The organism is Mesorhizobium sp. M0217, from assembly GCF_040321955.1.
GTDB lineage: Bacteria > Pseudomonadota > Alphaproteobacteria > Rhizobiales > Rhizobiaceae > Mesorhizobium.
Window position 1 is genome coordinate 152,998 of sequence record NZ_JAMYSN010000003.1, and the last position, 18,212, is coordinate 171,209.

The window sequence follows — 18,212 nt, forward strand, 5'->3', positions numbered from 1 at the left end:
AGCCATGGCAAAGACGGGTAGCGCCGGCGAGGCGCTCAATCGGGTAAATACGAACTCCAGGCCGAGCGACCTGCGCATCACCGACCTGCGCGTCGCCGAGATCGTCGGCGCGCCGTTCACCTCCGCGCTGGTCAAGATCTACACCAACCAGGGCATTGTCGGCCTGGGCGAAGTGCGCGACGGCGCCAGCGCGACCTATGCGCTGATGCTGAAGAGCCGGTTGCTGGGCGAGAACCCTTGCGACGTCGACCGGCTGTTCCGCCGCATCAAACAATTTGGCGGCCATGGGCGGCAAGGTGGCGGTGTCTCGGCAATCGAGATCGCGCTTTGGGACCTCGCCGGCAAGGCGTATGGCGTGCCGATCTACCAGATGCTGGGAGGACGGTTTCGCGACAAGGTGCGTGTCTATTGCGACACCGACGCGGACAAGCCCAGCGGCACCGAGACCGGAAAGCGGCTCAAGGCGCGGATGGATCTCGGTTTCACCTTCCTCAAGATGGATCTCGGTCTGGCGCAGATTTCGCACATATCGGGCGCAGTGGTGGCGCCGGCCGGCGTGCTCGACGGTTTCCGCAGCCATGCCGCGCGCGGTCCGGCACGCACGCTGGACGAGCGCCGGGCGCGTAATGCCGCCTATGACGCGCAAAACGTGCCGCATCCCTTCACCGGCCTCCACTTCACCGAAAAGGGCATCGACCTGCTCGACCAATATATCCACGAGGTCCGCGAGGTGATCGGCTACGAGGTTCCGCTCGCCATCGACCATGTCGGCCACATCTCGCTGCAGGACGGCATCCGTCTGGCCCGGCGGATCGAGAAATACGCACCGGCCTGGCTCGAGGACGTGATCCCCTGGCAGTACACCGAGCAGTATCGGCAGTTGCAGCAGGCGACCTCGGTGCCGATCTGCACGGGTGAGGACATCTACCTCAAGGAAGGCTTCGAGCCGCTGCTCAACGCCGGCATCTCGGTCATCCATCCGGATCTGCTGACCACCGGCGGCATTCTCGAGACCAAGAAGATCGGCGACGCGGCGCAGGAGCATGGCGTCGCCATGGCCATTCACATGGCGGAAAGCCCGATCGCGGCAATGGCCGCCGCGCATGTCGCGGTGGCGACGGAAAACTTCATGGCGCTCGAATATCACAGCGTCGAAGTCGACTGGTGGGACGATATCGTCACCGGCCTGCCCAAGCCGCTGGTCAAGGACGGCTTCATCACCGTGCCCGACAAGCCTGGTCTGGGCATCGACGACATCGTCGACGAAGTGATCAGCCAGCACCTGCAGCCCGGCGTCACCGGCATCTGGCAACCGACCGATCACTGGGACGACGAATACTCCTGGGACCGCACCTGGAGCTGACTCTACACTTCTCTCCTCGGAGGGAGAGGTGAACAGAAGGATGGACCATGATCTACGAACTTCGCATTTACGACTGCGTGCCGGGCCGGCTGCCGGCGCTGCTCAAGCGTTTCAACGACCATACCTTGGCGCTGTGGGATAGACACGGCATCCGCCAGGCCGGGTTCTTCACCACGGTGGTCGGCGAAAACAGCAATCGACTGATCTATTTCGTCGCCTGGGAATCCCTTGCCGAGCGCGAAGTGAGATGGAAGGCCTTCATCACCGATCCGGCATGGCTCAAGGCCCGCGACGAGTCCGAGCGCGATGGCCCGATCCTAGCCAATATTTCCAGCCAGTTTCTCGCGCCAACCGCCTTCTCGTCGGTGAAATAGAGGACATCATGAAGATCACCGATCTCAGGTGCGCCGTCATCGGCAGGCACCCCATCGTGCGCATCGTCACCGACGAAGGCCTCCATGGCCTCGGCGAGGTCGAGTACACCAAGCCTTATCTGAAACCCTGGGTGCTGCATTTCCGCGACGCGCTGATCGGCGAGGACCCGACCGATGTCGAACGCGTGATGTTGAAAATCCGCCAGCGCGGCTCGTTCAAGCCCTACGGCGCCGCCGTCAGCGCTATCGAGCATGCTCTGTGGGACATCGCCGGCAAGGCGGCAGGCGTTCCGGTCTACAAGCTGCTCGGCGGCAAGGTGCGCGACAAGGTGCGGGTCTATAACGGTTCCATCCGCAAGAAGCGCACCGGCGACAGGCCGGAGGATTACGCGGCCGACGTCAAATGGATGATGGAGCGGCCGGAAGGTTTCTTCATGGTCAAGCAAGGCATCAGCTTTCATTCCAACATGAAGACCAGCGTCCCCGACTTCCACTACGGCGTGCGTCAGCCGCCGACCTATCACGGCGCGATGGACCAGGGGCAGATCAGCGAGCGCGGCATGGCGCATATGATCGAATGCGTCATCGCCATGAAGGATGTGCTCGGCGACAAGGTCTCGCTGGCGTTGGATTGCGGCCCCGGGTGGTTCCTGCCGGACGCCATCCGCTTCGCTCAGGCGGTGGAAAAATACAATCTGATGTGGCTGGAGGACATGCTGACCGGCGACTACGTGCCATGGGTCAATCCGCAGGCCTACCGCGAACTCACGACATCGACGTCCACCCCCATCCACACCGGCGAGCAGATCTACCTGCGCCATAACTTCAAGGAACTGATCGAGACCCAGGCGGTCCGTGTCATCGGTCCGGACCCCGCCGATATCGGCGGCATCGCCGAGCTCAAATGGGTGGCCGAGCATGCCTATATGCACTCCATCATGATGGCGCCGCACGGCACGGCGAACGGTCTGCTGGGCCTCGGCGCGCTGATCAATGTCTGCGCCACGCTGCCGGCCAACTACATCGCCTTCGAATATCCCAGCGCCTCCGACCCGTGGTGGGAGGACATCGTCATCGGCCTGCCCAAGGGGCAGATCGTGAAGGACTCCATGATCGACCTGCTCGAAGCGCCGGGACTGGGTGTCGACATCGATGCCGAAGCAGCGAAGAAGTACCTTGCGGAAGAGGACGCCGGTTTCTTCGACCAATAAAAGATCCGACGCGGCGACCTGTAGAGTTGCCGCGATGCGGTCTCCAGCGGTGCCCAAGGGCAGGGCGCCTGCCCAAAATGGGTGGCATAAAGCTTCAAACTAGCACGCAAGCCGGTCTGCCTGCTGTCAGACGGGCGGCGACGTCGTTTGATCCTGGCGGCGCCGCTGCTGCCGGGCATCGACAGCCTTTACCTGGATGTCGGAAGGCTTCCGGTCGCTTTGCGCAGGCACACTTGCGACGAATGCGGGTGACCGCCCTGGCTCGGCAACGTCGAGACACTGAGGGGAGTGCCCTTATGCGATCGCTCCGCTGGCAACTCATGCGTGCAAAATAAAGCTGTGGATATCTGGGTTGTGACGGGTTGCCGTCGTATAAACCAAGTCCAGCCGGAGTAGCGTCAAGCAACTTGGCTAGGGGGATTCAATGAAGCGGTTGCTATTGGGGGCGGCTGTGCTTGCCGCTGGCGTCTTCGGCGCAGATATATCTTGCTATTCTTATATTAGAGGTGACGCAGGGATAGAGGCCTTTGCGCAGAGTACCTCGCCGGCTGCGCCAGCCAGTGGCGGTCTCGGCAATGGCGGGGCGGCGTTAGGCGGCGGCTCCTCGGCGAAGCAGCCGGTGGGCGCGACGGGCGACGCGGCAACCCGGCCGGCGACCGGCAGTCCCGATGCGGCGGCCAAGGTCGGCGCCGAGCCGGCGGACACCAAGGCTGGTGATGCGAGCGACGCCAAGGCTGCCGATACCAAAACGACCGACGCGAAGGGCAAGGCCACAGAGAAGAAGGCCGATACGGAAGCAGCGCCGGAGGAACCTGCCGCGGCAGCGGCGGCAGTGGAAGCAGCCACGGCAACCGAGAGCGGCGATCCCGAAGCGGTCGGCACGCCGAAGGTGGATCTACCCAAGGCTGGGGGCAACGGCAATCTGGGTTACGCTGTAGGCATCGACGTCCCCGATTATCACGGCATCGAGCCGCAGATCGCGCTGAACTACAATTCCTCACGCAAGACCAAGACCGGTGGCCTCTACCAGGGCTGGCTCGGCTATGCCTGGGGCCTCGACGGCTTCGATGTCATCGAACGGGCCACGCCGGGCTATGGCATGCCGGCATACGACGCCAATGACATTTATCTGCTCGACGGCCAGGCGATGGTGGCCTGTGCGGCCGGCATGGTGTCGCCTTCCTGCGCGACCGGCGGTACGCATGCGACCGAGAATGAAAGCTATCGCCGCATTGCGCTGAACAGCACCAGCAACGAATGGAGGGTTACCGACCGCGACGGCACGGTCTCGACTTTCCGCTCGGTGGCGGCGGTAGCCAATCTGACGCCGACCGCCGGCACGCCGGCCTATGATCTGGCGATGAGCTATCGCTGGCTGCTGACCTCGGTCACCGACACCAATGGCAATAGCGTAACCTATACCTACACCTGTCCGGCAAGTCCGGTCTGTTATCCCGACGCCGTCAGCTACAACGGTACTGTGGTCAAGTTCTACTACGAGACGCGTCCCGACCTGATCCTGATGGGCAATGGCCGCGACATCTCCGTCACCGACAAGCGCATCAAGACGATCGGCGTCACGGTCTCAGGTATGCTGCGGGGTGCCTACAAGCTGACTTACGATCAGGCGCCGTTTTCCAACACCTCACGGCTGACCGCCGTCACGCGTTACGGCACGGACGCCAGCGTCGCCACAGACGGCGCCATCTCCGGTGGCACCTCGAAGGTGCTCGGCCAGATGACCTATCAGAACACCGATGGGGTCTATGGGTCGGTGGCAGCGCCCTCATTTGCGGGTGGAGGTGTGTCTTCGCCGAGGCAGGTTGGGGATTTGGATGCAGACGGTCGAGATGAGATCTTTGGCGACGCCATCAGGAACGTGGACACCTGCACGCACAATCAAGGTCCTTGCCCAGCTCTAGAGCGGACCAAGTACATATACAAATTCAGTTCGAGCGGCGATCCGGCCGGAACCGTGTCCCTGCTTTTAGACACGTTAGCTAACCCTAACAGTGATCCAGATCCCCCTGAGTATTCATCAGAAGCTGGTCACTTCTTGGCGACTAAGAGTTCTACGGATTTCGCAGATACGTCCATTCAGAACTATGTAGACGGTGCAACCGGTCGGATTACCTATACGGCCACCAAATCAATCATCAAGGCTGATGCTTCTCTGGGTCTGTCAAAGATACCCTGTACTCCAACCGGTTATCAGGCGGTGTGTGATGGTCTTCCAAACGTTGGGCCGGGGGGATTATCACCGCCAGGGGCATCACTCGTTGCCGATGCAGGCGGCAACGGCATCGACGTTGTCAATGCTGTCGCTGGCAACTGGTCTACACCAGCAATAGGCGTCGGCGATTTTCTCGGTAGCGGCCGGCAGCAACCACTCTTTTGGGGTAGCGGCGGGACGGCGAGAAAAGGAGCGCTGTCGAACGGCGTTTGGCAGAAGAATGGACCATCCTTCAGCATCAGTTGCCCGGCACAGGAATCTGAGACCTCCGGCACATGCGTTTTTGCCGATATCAATGGCGATGGGGCAACGGATGTCTTCCGCTACGGTCGTAATGCCAGCCCTGCGATTTGGCTGTCGACCGGCGTTGGCTTCAAAAGCTATTCGATATCCTCGGTCTCTGGTGCCTCCGCTGTCCTTCGCGACTTCGACAATGATGGCCGCATGGATGTCATCACAGCCGGCAGCAACCAGTCGGCGCCGCCACCCTGGCCTCTGTCGATCGGCCCTATCAAGATTTACTCGCTGCAGCCGTCCTCGACGGCGATGACGCCGGTGCAATTCACTATGCCTACGACAGCGAACGTCGGCACAGTCATCGGCGACTTTAACGGCGACGGGCTGCCAGACTTCACCAACTACAACAGCATGTTCATCTCGAATGCCGGCACGGGCAATCCGAACCTGCTGAAGCAGATCGTGACGGAACTTGGCGGCACGGTGGCGATGGAGTATTCGCCGTCCTCGACCTGGGTGAACAATTACCTGCCGCAGGTCGTGCATGCGGTGACCAAGCTCTCGGTCAGCGATGGCCGTGGCCAGACGGCGGTGAGCGCTTACGCCTATTCCGGCGGCAAATACGATCCGGCGGCGCGCAAGTTCCTGAGCTTTGCCTCGATCGTCGAGACAAAGCCGCTGGCCAATGGCGAGACGGCGCCGTCGAAGATCGAGACCACCTTCCGCCAGGATCTCGCAAGCTATGGCCTGCCGTCACTGACGGTGTGGAAGGATGGCGCTGGTACGGTCCATAAGCAGGTGGCCGAGACCTATGTCGTCAACACCACGGCAAAACCCTACACGGTGCAAAACACGGTCACCGACACGACGCTGACCGAGAACATCAGCCGCACCTTGCGGGTCCAACGCTGGTTCGATGCCTACAACAACATCTTCTTGCAGGACGACTACGGCCGCACCGATGTCAGTGGCGACGAGACCCGGACCGGGCGGTGGTTTGCGCCCAACACGTCGGCCTATATCGTGTCGCTACCGCGCATCCAGACGGTACAGGCGGGTCTTGACGAGACATTCCCGTTCATCAGCTACAAGGCGTTTTTCTATGACAACCAGCATGGCGACAACAGTGCGCCGCCGACCAAGGGCAATCTGACCTGGTCGATCGATTATGCCGATGTCTACTCGACGCCGCAGAAATATTCCTATCAGGTCTTCGCCTACGACGCCTATGGCAACAAGATCTCCGCCATCAACGCGCTCGGCCACAAGACCGAGTGGGACTATGACGCGACCTATCACGTCTATCCCGTAACCGAGCGGGCGCCGAAGTATTTTGCCACGGGCGGGCAACCAGCAGACACGCGCTTTGTCTCGACAGCCACATACAACGCCACCTGCGGGCTGCTGGCGACGAAGACCGACCCCAATGGTCTCGTCAAAACCTTCACCTACGATCCGTTCTGCCGGCTCTACCAGGTCTCGCAGAGCGTCACCGGCGCCTATGCCAAGATCCGCTTCGAGAACGAGGGCAATCCGGCAACTCAGGCGCTGGTCAAGTACACGCCGCTGCCCAATGGCGCCGGTGAGGATTTTATCCGCTCGTATTATGACGGGCTCGGCCGGGTCTATCGGGTAGAGACTCCCGGAGAGACAGCGGCCGGCGCCAGGCGCATTGCCGAGACCGACTACGATCTTCGCGGCAATGTCCTGCGCAGCGCCTTCCCTAGATTTGTCGGCGAGGCCGCGCAGTGGACCACCAACAGCTATGACTGGGCCGACCGGTTGCTGCTGACGGTCAATCCGGATGCCAGCCAGCGCAGCTACCTACCCTATCTCGCCACCGCCGAAACCCTCCCGCCGCGGCTGTGGGGAACAACGCTGACCGACGAACTCGGCCATAAAAGCACAACGGTCAGTTCGGCACGGGGCGATGTTGTGGCTGTCTATCGCGACACTTTGGGTCTCGGCCTGATGGAGGCCCGCAACTACGACAGGCTCGGCCGTTTGATCGGTGTGACCGATCCCGGTGGTTCAAACTGGACATACACCTACGACATGGTCGGCAACCGGCTGACGGCGTCCGATCCCGATCTCGGCACATGGTCCTACGTCTACGATGCCGCCAACCGGCTGGTCAGCCAGACTGATGCCAGAGACACGGTCACCACGCTGAGCTATGACCAGATGGACCGGCTGACGCTGAAGACGGCGACGGCGCCGGGTGGCAGTGCGGTGACGCAGATGCAGAACAGCTACGACCAGGCGGCTGCCGGCTTCTACAACATCGGCCAGCTGACTGCCTCGACCAATCCGGCGGCCACGCAAGCGTACAAATATGACGGCTTCAGCAAGCCGGCGCGGCAGGATACCACCATCGGCACGCTGACCCACACCACGACCAGCGTACGCGATGCGTCGGGGCAAACACTGGCGACGCAATATCTGCCGGTGCAGCTCGACTTCGGCACGTCAGCCGCACCGCTGCAATACAGCGCCGGCAACAGGCTCGTCTCCGCTCCCGGTTTCATCACCTCGACGGTCTACGAGGCCGATGGCCAGACCAAAGAGATCACCTACGCCAACGGCGTGAAGACCTCCTTCGCCTATTCGCCGACCCGACACTGGCTCACGAGAATAACCACCGCCAAGGATGCCACCATTCTGATGGATCGTCAGTACGTGCGTGACGCCATCGGCCGCATCACCAGCATCATCGGCATCGACCCTGCAGGCTCGGCCAGTTGGACCTATGGCTACGACAATGCCGACCGGTTGATTTCGGCCGACAATGCCGGCGACAACACGCTGGACGAAACCTTCGTCTATGCCGCAAACGACAACATGATCTCGCGCACGCGCGTTGCCGGGAGCTATGTCTATCCCGCCGGGAACGCGGCACGTCCGCATGCGCCAACATCCGTCGGCGCCAATGCCATGGCCTATGACGCCAATGGCAATCTAACCTCCGACGGCACTCGAACGCTGACCTGGGATGAAGCCAACCGGCTGAAGACCGTCACGCGGGCCTCCAACAGTGTCTCGCTGTTCTATGGCCCAGATGGTGCGCGGGTAAAGAAGGCTTCAACCTTCGCCACCACGCTCTATCCCGACGCTTCCGTCGAGATCAATCCGGCGACGCCGGGTGCGGAGATCTACACCCGCTATCCCCACCCAGACATCAAGGTAGTCGGCACGACCAAATACTTCCTGCACCGCGAGCACCTGGCCTCGGTGCGCAATGTCACCGACATGTCGGGCGCCATTGTCGAGTACACCAACTACGCCACCTATGGCGAGCAGCTCAACACCGGCTTCAAGACGCAGAAAAGCTATATCGGCGAGCGCTTCGACCCCGAGACCGGGCTGCTCTATCTCAATGCACGCTACATGGATCCGGTGCTGGGGCGGTTCATCTCGCCGGATGACTGGGACCCGACACTGCCCGGCGTTGGGACGAACCGATATGCCTATGCTCGAAATGATCCCGTGAACAAGAGCGACCCAAATGGACATATGTTCGGCGACTGGTTCTCGAAATCTGAGGATCGAGATGCGACAAACTCTTCAAACGCTGATCATGCGGATACTAAGGCACAAAAGGCGAGAGAAGAAGGTGATCCTTACAATGTAGCGCCAGATTGGGACAAATTTTCACGCCAGAGCCGCGCGCGTGTTGGCAAGACGACACCCGAACTGATGGCGATGGATGCCATGTCAGTGCTTGAAAGCGTTGGGTGGGTATCCGGCGCACGAGCAATTGCTGCTGCCCCGAGTGTAGTCGCTCCCAAAGCTGTGGAAAGCGTTTGGTCTCTTGGTCCGGCGCCCCGGGGAAAGGCGATTGAGAAGGCGCTCGGGCAAAATTTGCCTGACAGTTACCCGGTGGTCGACAAAATTGCGGGCGGCACTGTCACGAGCATCAAGAGCGTAGACCTCAACGCGAAGACATACCAAAATGCTAGTACGCTAAGTCAAGTACTGAAAGGATATGTGGACAAGGTCAAAGCGTTCAATGGTGCGACCTACGCTGGCCGGACAATCAACTCGGCACAAATATCTGAACGAGCGTTGCAGGTTGCTGTGCCCAATAGCGGTAATGCGGCACAGCAGGCAGCTATTAGCGAAGCTATGCGATATGGGGCATCGCGAGGTGTTGCTGTGAGCGTTTCCACATTTCCATGACAATAGGAGGAGTACAGCTTGAAATCTGCAACGGCCTACGAGCGGAATGGGAAGCTTTTTATCTTTGGTCAGTCGAAGACAATTATGGGATTGTGGATTGAGGAGCGCCCAACTCTAGTCATTCAAAAGAATGAGGTCGCTGAAATAAGGAAGGCCGTTTTGAACTGTCTCCATCTATCTAAAGATGGCGTTCCTCATCCTCGGCAAGAGGACTGGCCTAAGTTGAATAAAGAGTTTGCCGAATCTCTTGGCGTGAAATCCTTCAGCGCCTTTGCCAAAACTGCTAGATGCGTCAACATCAGTCAAGATGGTGGCATCATTAGGCTTGTTCCTACACAGAACCGCGGAAGCAAAATTGGCTTTACGCCACTAGAGGATAAAAGTCAGACATTGCGCGAGACCGACGATGGCCTAGGTGAGGCAGTAATATTTGCGCTCAGTGATTCCAAATGAAGGATTCTTTCGCTGGAATCTTCCTCTTCGAATAGCAGTAATTACAGCAACAATGCATATTTTACCCTGCCCTTGGCTGAGCTGCGTATAGATTGACCGCATGCTCCTCCTTGCTCGCATTGTCGTTCCGCCGCATCACGCAGCGCGGTAAGGGGCCATGCGCTCTACAAGACCCTGCTAGTCGAGCCTTGCCGCGTCACAGATGTCGGCATCTGGGCCTGGTGGCTGATGCCGGACCGTGTCAGCTCAAACCAAATAACAAAAGCTGTGGCTAATCCGCTCCCCGCGCCTTCGCTGATATCCCCGTCACACCAGCCCCTGTAACCTCAGCCTGAAAACCCTCGGCTTAGAATCAGCCGGGGTGGGGTGGGTCGTGGCGGGACTTGGCGCGCAATGTCTGGATTTCCGGGACTGGTGGCTCGAGGAGCTGCGGGGGGGTTGGGCTCGGCTTTCGCCTAAGCAGAGGCAAGCCCCTAGCGGCGACTGGATCGTCAGCCTGGCGGATGACGGCATTCGTGTGCGCGAGGCCGGCGCCCCGGAGTTTCAGTCGATCCCGCTGGCACTGACAGCCTCGTCGGACGAGATCCTGGCGTTGCTGCAGGGCGGGCGCCGCGTCAGGCGGCCGCGTTTCGATATTGTCATCCAGCCCGGCCTGTTCCTGACCCGGCAGCTGGCGCCGCGGCGACTTCCGGTTCGGCAGGCGCGCGACATGGCCGAGCTCGACCTTATGGCCGCGACGCCGCTCGATCCGGCACAGGTGCATGTCTTGTTTGCCAGGGATGCCGGGGCCAGGCCTGCCGGGCAGGACAGTTCCTACCATGTCGTCAAGGGCAAGACTCTTGCCCCGGTGCTGGACGCGGTGCGCCGCGCCGGCGGCTCGGTGCGCAGCCTGTCGCTTTCGCGGCCCGAAGAGACGCTGCGCGCCGATCCGCTCAGCCTGGCCAGCATCTGGCCGCCGACGGCGCGCGACCGGCGCAGGCGCAGCACCTGGATCGAGGCCTGTTCGGCGCTGGCCGCAGCCCTGCTCATCACCTTTGCCCACGCGCATTGGCTGATCTGGCAGGCCGACGGCGAACTTGACGCCGAGATTGCCGATGCGCAGGTGCTGGCCAAGACGGCACGCGCCTCGCTGCAGAAGCGCCAAGCCGGCATCGAGCGGGTCGAGAAAATCCGCCAGGAAAAGAAGACCACGGCGTCGCTGGTGCGGGTCTGGGCCGAACTCACGCATCTGCTTCCCGACACGGCCTGGCTCACCGATCTCTCGGCCAAGGGCGACGATCTTGTTATCACCGGCTTTGCCACTTCGGCGGCCGAACTGATCCAGCCGATCGATGCCTCGCCGCTGTTTTCGGCGCCCGAATTCGCCTCGCCCGTGGTCAAGGTGCCCGGACAGGACGGCGAACATTTCACCATTTCGGCAAAGATCGGAGCGCTCTGACGATGCTCTCCGCCATCCTCAACACCAGCCCGCCGCTGCGCCGCCTGATCGCGCTGGCGCTCGCTGTGGTGGCGGCGTGTCTCTGTGCCTGGCTGGTGTTCGCGGCGTTCGACAGCGTCGCTTCGGCGCGGGCCGGGATCGAGGAAAAGCGCGCGCTGCTCGGCCAGCTGCAAAACGTGGCAGCCCTTGCCAAGCGCCTCGACGGCGACACCAGCCCGGTGGAAGCGGCCAATCCCGAATTCCTCACTGGCGAAAGCGAAGCGATGATTCGCGGCGGGCTGCAGAAGCGGCTGAACGCCATCGCTGCCGCCAACGGGGTCAGCGTGCTGTCGGCCGGCAATGCCCCAGTGCTGAGCGAAGGCGGCGTCGATTTCATCGGGTTGCGGGTCAATCTGTCGGGGCCGCTGGAAGGCATCCACAACGCCGTGCTCGCCTTGGAGACCTCGCTGCCGGTGCTGTTTATCCGCGAGGCGACGCTGCGCACCACCGATGTCAGCCCTGCCGCGGGACGGATGGGCGACCCAGAGCTGTCTGCCGAGATCCTGTTTTACGGCCCGCTGCAGACACAAACCCCGCCAGGCGGGGTCAAGCCATGAGCGGGAAATTCGCGGGCCTGGCGATTGCTGGAGGTATCGCGGTTCTCGCCCTCATCAATGTCGCGCTCTACAACACACCGGTCGACACCACGCCGATCGCGTCCGGCAAGGGGCATGATGGCGGCCCGGCTTCGGTGACGGGTGCGCTGCAATTTCCCGAAGCCGGCGATTTCAGCGAGACGTTCCAGCGGCCGCTGTTCACGCCGTCGCGGCGGAAAATCGTGCCGCCGCCGCCAGCACCGCTGCCGGTGGAGGTGGCCGTGGCGCCCGTCGAACAGGCGCCTCCGCCGGTGGACGTCGCGCCGGTGGCCGCGCCATCGCTGCTGGGCATCAGCATTCAGGGCGGGGCGGGAAAGGCGCTGCTGCGCGTCGCCGGCAAGGATGAAGCGCTCTGGTATGCCAGTGGCGAGACCGTCGATGGCTGGACGGTCTCAGCGATCGACAAGGACCAGGCCGTGCTGGAGCGCGACGGCAAGGTGGCGCGCATCCCGCTGCATCCGCCATGGCAGAACCCGCTTCCGGCGCCGCCGCCAGCGCCAGCCCCGCCACCGCCGCCACCTGAGCCGGAACTATGAGCGCGCGCATGTTTGCTGAGAGTAAAGGCAGGGCAATCGCATTTGGTGGTGCCAGTCCCCCACTCCGTCCGCTGCGCGGCCACCTCTCCCCCATGTCCATGGGGGAGAGGAAACCCAAGCCTTTCAAGGCAGCGATGTCGGCGATTGGCATTTCCTCTTCCCCCACGAATGTGGGGGAGAGATGGCTCGGCGAAGCCGAGACGGAGTGGGGGAACGCCATATGCGATTGCCCTGCTTCCCCTTGCGGGAAGGGGCCAAGGGTAGGGGTATTCTTAAAACGCAAAGCTCTCCCGGCCATAGACGCAGATAGCACCAGCGCCGGCTTTTCGCTGGTCGCGGTGCTGGTGTTCACGCTGATCGTCTCGGCCATCGTCGTTCCCTTCGCCGTCACCGCCAGGACGCGGCTGATGATTGCCAATAACGAGCTGGAGCAGGAGCGCCTGTCGCTGCTTGCCGAGGGTCTCGGCAATCTGGTGGCGAGCGAATTGACCGGTGACCAGCCCGCGGAAAAGCTGCCGCTGGATTCCACGCCGGCCGCGTGCCGGTCGGGAAAATACAGCTTTGTCCTGCGCGTCCAGGATCATGGCGGGCTGATCGATCTCAATGCCGCCGATGACCGCCTGCTGGGGCTGGGCTTTGCCGCGCTCGGTTTCGAGCAACAGATGGCGGACGAAATGGCAAAGGCTGCGATGCGGTTTCGCGACAGCGCCAAATTGTTCGCCGGCCTGCCGCAGGCAAGAAGCCCGGTGGGCCCGCCCGAGGACAAAGAGGCGCCGTTCGAATCCGTTTCCGAGTTGCAGGAGTTTTCAGCACTTGCGCAAATCCCGCTGCGCAACCTGCAGGGGATTTTCACCGTCAACTCCAAGCGCGGCACGGTCAGCTCCGATCGGGCGCCGCGCCGGCTGCGCGCTGTTCTCGTCGGCGGCCCCAACGCATCGGTCGTTGCGGGTGCGACCGATGTATCGGCCTACACGGTTGACATCGTTGTCAGGCGGGACGGTTCCGGCATTACGGGCGAGGCCGGCTTCATCATCGAGAAATCCCAAGCCAACTCGTCGCCATTCTCGCGCGTCTCGCGTAGCCCGGCCGGCTCCGCCGCCGCACTGCCACCGTCCACGGCCACTGCCGGCTGTGAGATGCTGTTCGGCACTGAAGCCGCGCAATTGCTGGCGAGGTTGAGCGTATGAACGCTTCCGCCCAGGCCAAGGGGATCGAGGCGTTCCTCACCTTTCTCGAAGGCGAGAAGGTACTGACCGCGCATGCCGCGCAGCGCGCCTTGGGGGCGTCGCGAACATCCGGCCATCCGTTCGATACGGTGATGACCGAACTCGGGCTGATCGGCGAGCAGGAGCTTGCCAACAGCCTCAGCAGTTACCTTGAAGCGCCGACGCCGGTGGATGTCCCCGAGCAGATCAGCGCCGAAATGTTGGGCGGCGTGCCGCTCGCCTATCTCCGCGAGAACGCCATCCTGCCCTTGCAGATGGACGCCGAGCGGCTGGTTGTCGCCGTCGCCGATCCGTTCTCGTCGGCAACCATCGATGCGCTTGCCTTCCACTATGAGCGGACGCTGGCGCTGCGCATTCTGCCGAGGCGCGTGATCGCCGAATGCATCGACCGTGTCGAGCAGTCGGCCCTGGCGGCGGCGTCGAATGGCGGCAGTGCCGGCGAGATCATGGATTTCGGTCCTGATGATCTCGAGCGGCTGAAGGATTTCGCCCGCGAGGCGCCAATCGTGCGCTTCGTCGCCGAGACCATCCACAAGGCGGTCGATGCCAGGGCCACCGACATTCACATCGAGCCGCTCGAGGATCATGTCCGCATCCGCTTCCGCCATGACGGCATGCTGTCCACCGTCGACACCGCCTCGATTGCGATGCTGTCGGGCATCTCAACGCGGATCAAAATCCTGTCGCGGCTCAACATTGCCGAGCGCCGCCTGCCGCAGGACGGGCGCATGCGCATTGCCGTGCGCGGCCGGGATATCGACCTGCGCGTCTCGGTCATCCCGTCCATCCATGGCGAAGCCATCGTGCTGCGCATTCTCGACCGCGCCGGAGTCGAGCTGAAGCTGGAAAAGCTTGGCTTCGACAGTGCCGCGCAAGCCAAGATCCGCTCCATGTCGCAATCGGCCAATGGCATCGTGCTGATCACCGGGCCGACCGGCAGCGGCAAGACGACGACGCTCTATTCGATCCTGGCCGAACGGTCGCGGCCCGACGTCAAGATTTTCACCGTCGAGGATCCGGTGGAATACCGCATGGCCGGGATCACCCAGCTGCAGGTCAATCCGGCGATCGACCTCGACTTTGCCGCGGCCCTGCGGTCGATCCTGCGCCAGGACCCCGACATCATCCTGCTCGGCGAAATCCGCGACCGCGAGACGGCGCAGGTCGCGGTGCAGGCAGCACTGACCGGGCATCTGGTGTTCTCGACGCTGCACACCAACAGCGCGGCGGGCGCGTTGACACGGCTGCGCGACATGGGCATCGATGGTTACCTGCTGGGCGCGACGATCCGCGGCGTCATCGCGCAGCGGCTGCTGCGCCATGACTGTCCGGCCTGCCACGGCCTTGAGCAGGCCGGGTCGCCCTGCCGCACCTGCAATGGCTCGGGCTATAGCGGGCGCACGGTGACCTACGAAATGCTGCAGGTTTCGCCGCGCATTGCCGAACTGATCGACCAGGGCGCCGGCGAAATGGAGATCGGCCGCATAGCCGCGCAAGACGATTTGGTGCCGATGTCGGTCCATGCCACAGCGCTTGCCCGCTCCGGGGTTACCACGATGGACGAGGTCCGCCGCGTCATCGATCTCGCGGGGGATGGCTGATGCCGGCCTTTGCCTATCGCGCCTATCTCGTCGACGGCAGCACGGAGAGCGGCGTCCTCGATGCCTCGACCAAGCAGGAGGCCGCCCGCAAGCTGGCGCAGCAAGGGCGCCGTTCCTATCACCTCGCCCCGGTAAGCAGCGACAGACCGCAGTTGCGCCTGCCGGGGCGAAGCGCGCTGACCTTTACCCGGAAGGTCGATCTCAGCCGGCTGTTTTCCGAGCTGTCGGTGCTGCTCAACGCCGGCTTCACCGTCGACCGCGCCCTCGGCGCGGTCATCGCCGGCGAGGCGAACCGCCAACGGCGCCAGCAGCTGCAATCGGTGCTCGATCTCACCACGGGCGGGCGGCCGATCGCCGAGGCCTTTGCCGCCCTGCCGGGCATCACCTCCGATGTCGCGGCACTTCTCGCCAGCGGTGAGCGCAGCGGCAAGATGGCCTATATCTGCCAGCGGCTGGCGGACACGTTCGAGGCCACCGCCAAGCGCCGCGCGGCAATCGGCGAGGCACTGGCCTATCCGGCCTTTCTGCTTTCGGTGATGAGCGGGGCGCTGGTCATTCTGGCGACCGTGCTGGTGCCGGCGCTGGAGCCGATCTTCGAGGGCTCATCCGCGCCCAAGCCGTTCACCATGAAGATGCTGTCGGTCTTCGGCACGGTGTTCCGCGACTACCCCTTCGTCTTCCCGCTGGCGGCAGTGCTCGGCCTTTTGTCCTATCTCGTGCTGTCTCGCTCTGCCGGCGCCAGAAAACAGTTCTCGCACGCGGTGTTGAAGATACCGCTGATCGGCGCGCTGGTCAGGGATGCCGTCATCGCGCGCTACCTTGAAATGCTGGCCTTGCTACTCGGCAATGGCGTGGCGATGACCGAGGCGCTTGGGCTCGCCGCCAATGTGTCGAGGCAGAGCTCGCTGGCAGCAAGCTTTGCCTCGATCGAGGACAATGTCGCCAACGGCGCCCGCCTGCATGGCGCGGTCGTCAAGGCGGGGATTTTCGATCATGCGACGATGTCGCTGGTGTCGCTCGGCGAAGAGGCGAACGCGCTGCCGGTGGTGCTGGATCGCGCGGCGAAAATGCTGCAGCTGACGCTGACGCGGCGGATCGACACGGTGCTGAAGCTGCTGACGCCGGCGCTGACGATTTCGCTTGGCTTCCTCGTCGGCAGCCTGGTCATTTCGGTGATGACCACGATCCTCTCGATCAACGATCTGGCGCTGCAATGACCGCCGCCGCCGCGAAAGCCGACCAGCAGGCGGAAGCCGGATTCACCCTGGTCGAAATGCTGGTGGTGCTGGCGATCATGGCGCTCATGGCGGCTATCGCCGCGCCCGGGCTGGTCAGCCACTACCGCAGCAAGAGCCTGGAGACGCTGGCCGGCGAGATCACCATGCGGCTGCGGCTGTCGCGCACATCGGCCATTGCCACCGCGCGGCCGAGAGAGGTCCTCGTCGATCTCGACGCCCGCACCATTCGCTTTGGCGAGCGCGATGTTTTCGCATTGCCGGATGACGTCAAACTGACGGTCGTTACCGGCCAGGAGACCGTCGTCGCCGGACGGCAAACGGTGCTGACCTTCATGCCCGACGGCAGCGCGTCGGGCATGGATATTTCGCTGCAGCAAAAGGCGCGGACCGCGCGCATTGCGGTCAACTGGCTGACCGGGCTTCCGACATGGCGGGCATTGCCGTGACCGAGCCTTCGTCAGAAGACGGGTTTTCGATCCTGGAGATGATCGTCGCCATGACGATCCTTGCGCTGGTGCTCGGCATCGCCAGCCAGTCGATCGTGCTGGCCAGCCGCAGCATCGCCATCGCCAAGGCGCAGATCGAAGCGGCGAGGGCCGCGCGCATCATGCTGTCGGAGTACGAGGCCGGAACGGACAGCAGGCGATCCGGCTGGCAGTTGCAGACGCGCCCGATCGTGGTGTCGAAGACGAAGATGGTTGCCGTCGTCATTGGCAGGAGTAACGGCGCCGGCCAGCCGTTCCTGACCTTCGTGCCGGTGAAGGACCCGCGATGATCCGGCGGCTGATCCAAGCCCATGCGCGTCGTGGGGGCCGGCCATCCGGGCAGCGTGTTCTCAAGCAAATATTCGGGACCGACCGGCGCCCCAAATCATCGGCATCGGTCGAAGGCTTCGCGCTGATCGACGTGCTGGTCGGACTGGCGATGATCGGCGTGATCTCCGCGCTGATGATCGTCTTTCTCGGACAGGCGCGGACCATGATGCGGATCCAGAAGACGACCGAGATGCAGATGGAGGTCGATGCCGCGGCGCGGTTTCTCGAAACGGCGATCGGCAGCGCCGAGCCGCTGCCGTTGTCGCAGTCGACGCCCGACATGGTGCTTTATCTCAGCGGCACCGGCGCGCGCATCGAGTTCAACGCCGTTCAGGCCATCGGCTTCAAATCCTCAGCCTTGCGCGAGGTCGCCGTTTCGCTTGGAAGTGACCTGACCATCGTGCAGAAAATCCGACGCGGCAGCGATGCCGCCAAATCGACTGGAGGCCAACCGGTGCTGCTGATCGCCGGCGTCAGCGCGGTAAGGTTCGAATATCTCGACGCCTCGGCCAAAGTCCCGTCATGGTCGGCGAGCTGGTCCGCTCCACGGCGTCTGCCTGCTGCCGTGCGGTTCACCATCTCGGTGGCGAGGGACGGCGCGACCTACTCGTCGACGGGCTTTGCCCGCCTCGATCTGGCAACCGCCGTGCCGCCGCCGGTGAGCTGAAGAGCC

The 18,212-nt window shown here is 62.8% G+C and carries 14 protein-coding genes; all 14 read left to right on the top strand.

Annotated elements, in window-relative coordinates:
• Window positions 1-4: 4 nt before the first annotated feature.
• The 14 genes from NKJ18_RS07780 (at window position 5) to NKJ18_RS07845 (ending at window position 18,206) form a co-directional block, all read left to right on the top strand.
• Entirely contained in the window at window positions 5-1,363 is a 1,359-nt protein-coding gene (locus NKJ18_RS07780) for a mandelate racemase/muconate lactonizing enzyme family protein (protein WP_023704649.1), read from the top strand.
• Window positions 1,364-1,410: 47 nt separating this feature from the next.
• Window positions 1,411-1,737: an NIPSNAP family protein gene (locus tag NKJ18_RS07785; RefSeq protein ID WP_352758043.1), complete on the top strand. Its 327-nt coding sequence runs from the start codon at window positions 1,411-1,413 to the stop codon at window positions 1,735-1,737.
• Between the two features lie 8 nt (window positions 1,738-1,745).
• Window positions 1,746-2,948, top strand: a complete 1,203-nt coding sequence (locus NKJ18_RS07790) for a mandelate racemase/muconate lactonizing enzyme family protein (protein WP_352758044.1) — start codon at window positions 1,746-1,748, stop codon at window positions 2,946-2,948.
• Between the two features lie 619 nt (window positions 2,949-3,567).
• Window positions 3,568-9,597, top strand: coding sequence for an endonuclease toxin domain-containing protein (locus NKJ18_RS07795; RefSeq protein WP_352758045.1), 6,030 nt, complete (start codon window positions 3,568-3,570; stop codon window positions 9,595-9,597).
• 18 nt (window positions 9,598-9,615) lie between these two features.
• Window positions 9,616-10,050, top strand: coding sequence for a contact-dependent growth inhibition system immunity protein (locus tag NKJ18_RS07800; protein WP_023815871.1), 435 nt, complete (start codon window positions 9,616-9,618; stop codon window positions 10,048-10,050).
• Between the two features lie 373 nt (window positions 10,051-10,423).
• Window positions 10,424-11,488: a PilN domain-containing protein gene (locus NKJ18_RS07805; protein WP_352758046.1), complete on the top strand. Its 1,065-nt coding sequence runs from the start codon at window positions 10,424-10,426 to the stop codon at window positions 11,486-11,488.
• Between the two features lie 2 nt (window positions 11,489-11,490).
• Complete coding sequence (gene gspM / locus NKJ18_RS07810) at window positions 11,491-12,084, top strand: type II secretion system protein GspM (protein WP_352497930.1); 594 nt, start codon at window positions 11,491-11,493, stop codon at window positions 12,082-12,084.
• Window positions 12,081-12,659, top strand: a complete 579-nt coding sequence (locus NKJ18_RS07815) for a hypothetical protein (protein ID WP_352497929.1) — start codon at window positions 12,081-12,083, stop codon at window positions 12,657-12,659. The genes gspM and NKJ18_RS07815 overlap by 4 nt, the downstream gene beginning before the upstream one ends.
• Entirely contained in the window at window positions 12,656-13,846 is a 1,191-nt protein-coding gene (locus NKJ18_RS07820) for a hypothetical protein (RefSeq protein WP_352758047.1), read from the top strand. Before NKJ18_RS07815 ends, NKJ18_RS07820 begins: the two co-directional genes overlap by 4 nt.
• Window positions 13,843-15,486, top strand: coding sequence for a GspE/PulE family protein (locus NKJ18_RS07825; RefSeq protein ID WP_352758048.1), 1,644 nt, complete (start codon window positions 13,843-13,845; stop codon window positions 15,484-15,486). Before NKJ18_RS07820 ends, NKJ18_RS07825 begins: the two co-directional genes overlap by 4 nt.
• Entirely contained in the window at window positions 15,486-16,703 is a 1,218-nt protein-coding gene (locus tag NKJ18_RS07830; RefSeq protein WP_352758049.1) for a type II secretion system F family protein, read from the top strand. The genes NKJ18_RS07825 and NKJ18_RS07830 overlap by 1 nt, the downstream gene beginning before the upstream one ends.
• On the top strand, window positions 16,700-17,170 hold the full coding sequence (locus NKJ18_RS07835; protein ID WP_352758050.1) for a prepilin-type N-terminal cleavage/methylation domain-containing protein: 471 nt from the start codon (window positions 16,700-16,702) through the stop codon (window positions 17,168-17,170). The genes NKJ18_RS07830 and NKJ18_RS07835 overlap by 4 nt, the downstream gene beginning before the upstream one ends.
• Complete coding sequence (locus NKJ18_RS07840; RefSeq protein WP_352758051.1) at window positions 17,152-17,499, top strand: PulJ/GspJ family protein; 348 nt, start codon at window positions 17,152-17,154, stop codon at window positions 17,497-17,499. The genes NKJ18_RS07835 and NKJ18_RS07840 overlap by 19 nt, the downstream gene beginning before the upstream one ends.
• Window positions 17,496-18,206 carry a type II secretion system protein GspJ gene (locus NKJ18_RS07845; RefSeq protein ID WP_352758052.1) on the top strand — a complete coding sequence of 237 codons (711 nt, stop codon included), beginning with the start codon at window positions 17,496-17,498 and terminating at the stop codon, window positions 18,204-18,206. The genes NKJ18_RS07840 and NKJ18_RS07845 overlap by 4 nt, the downstream gene beginning before the upstream one ends.
• The last annotated feature ends 6 nt before the right edge of the window (window positions 18,207-18,212 follow it).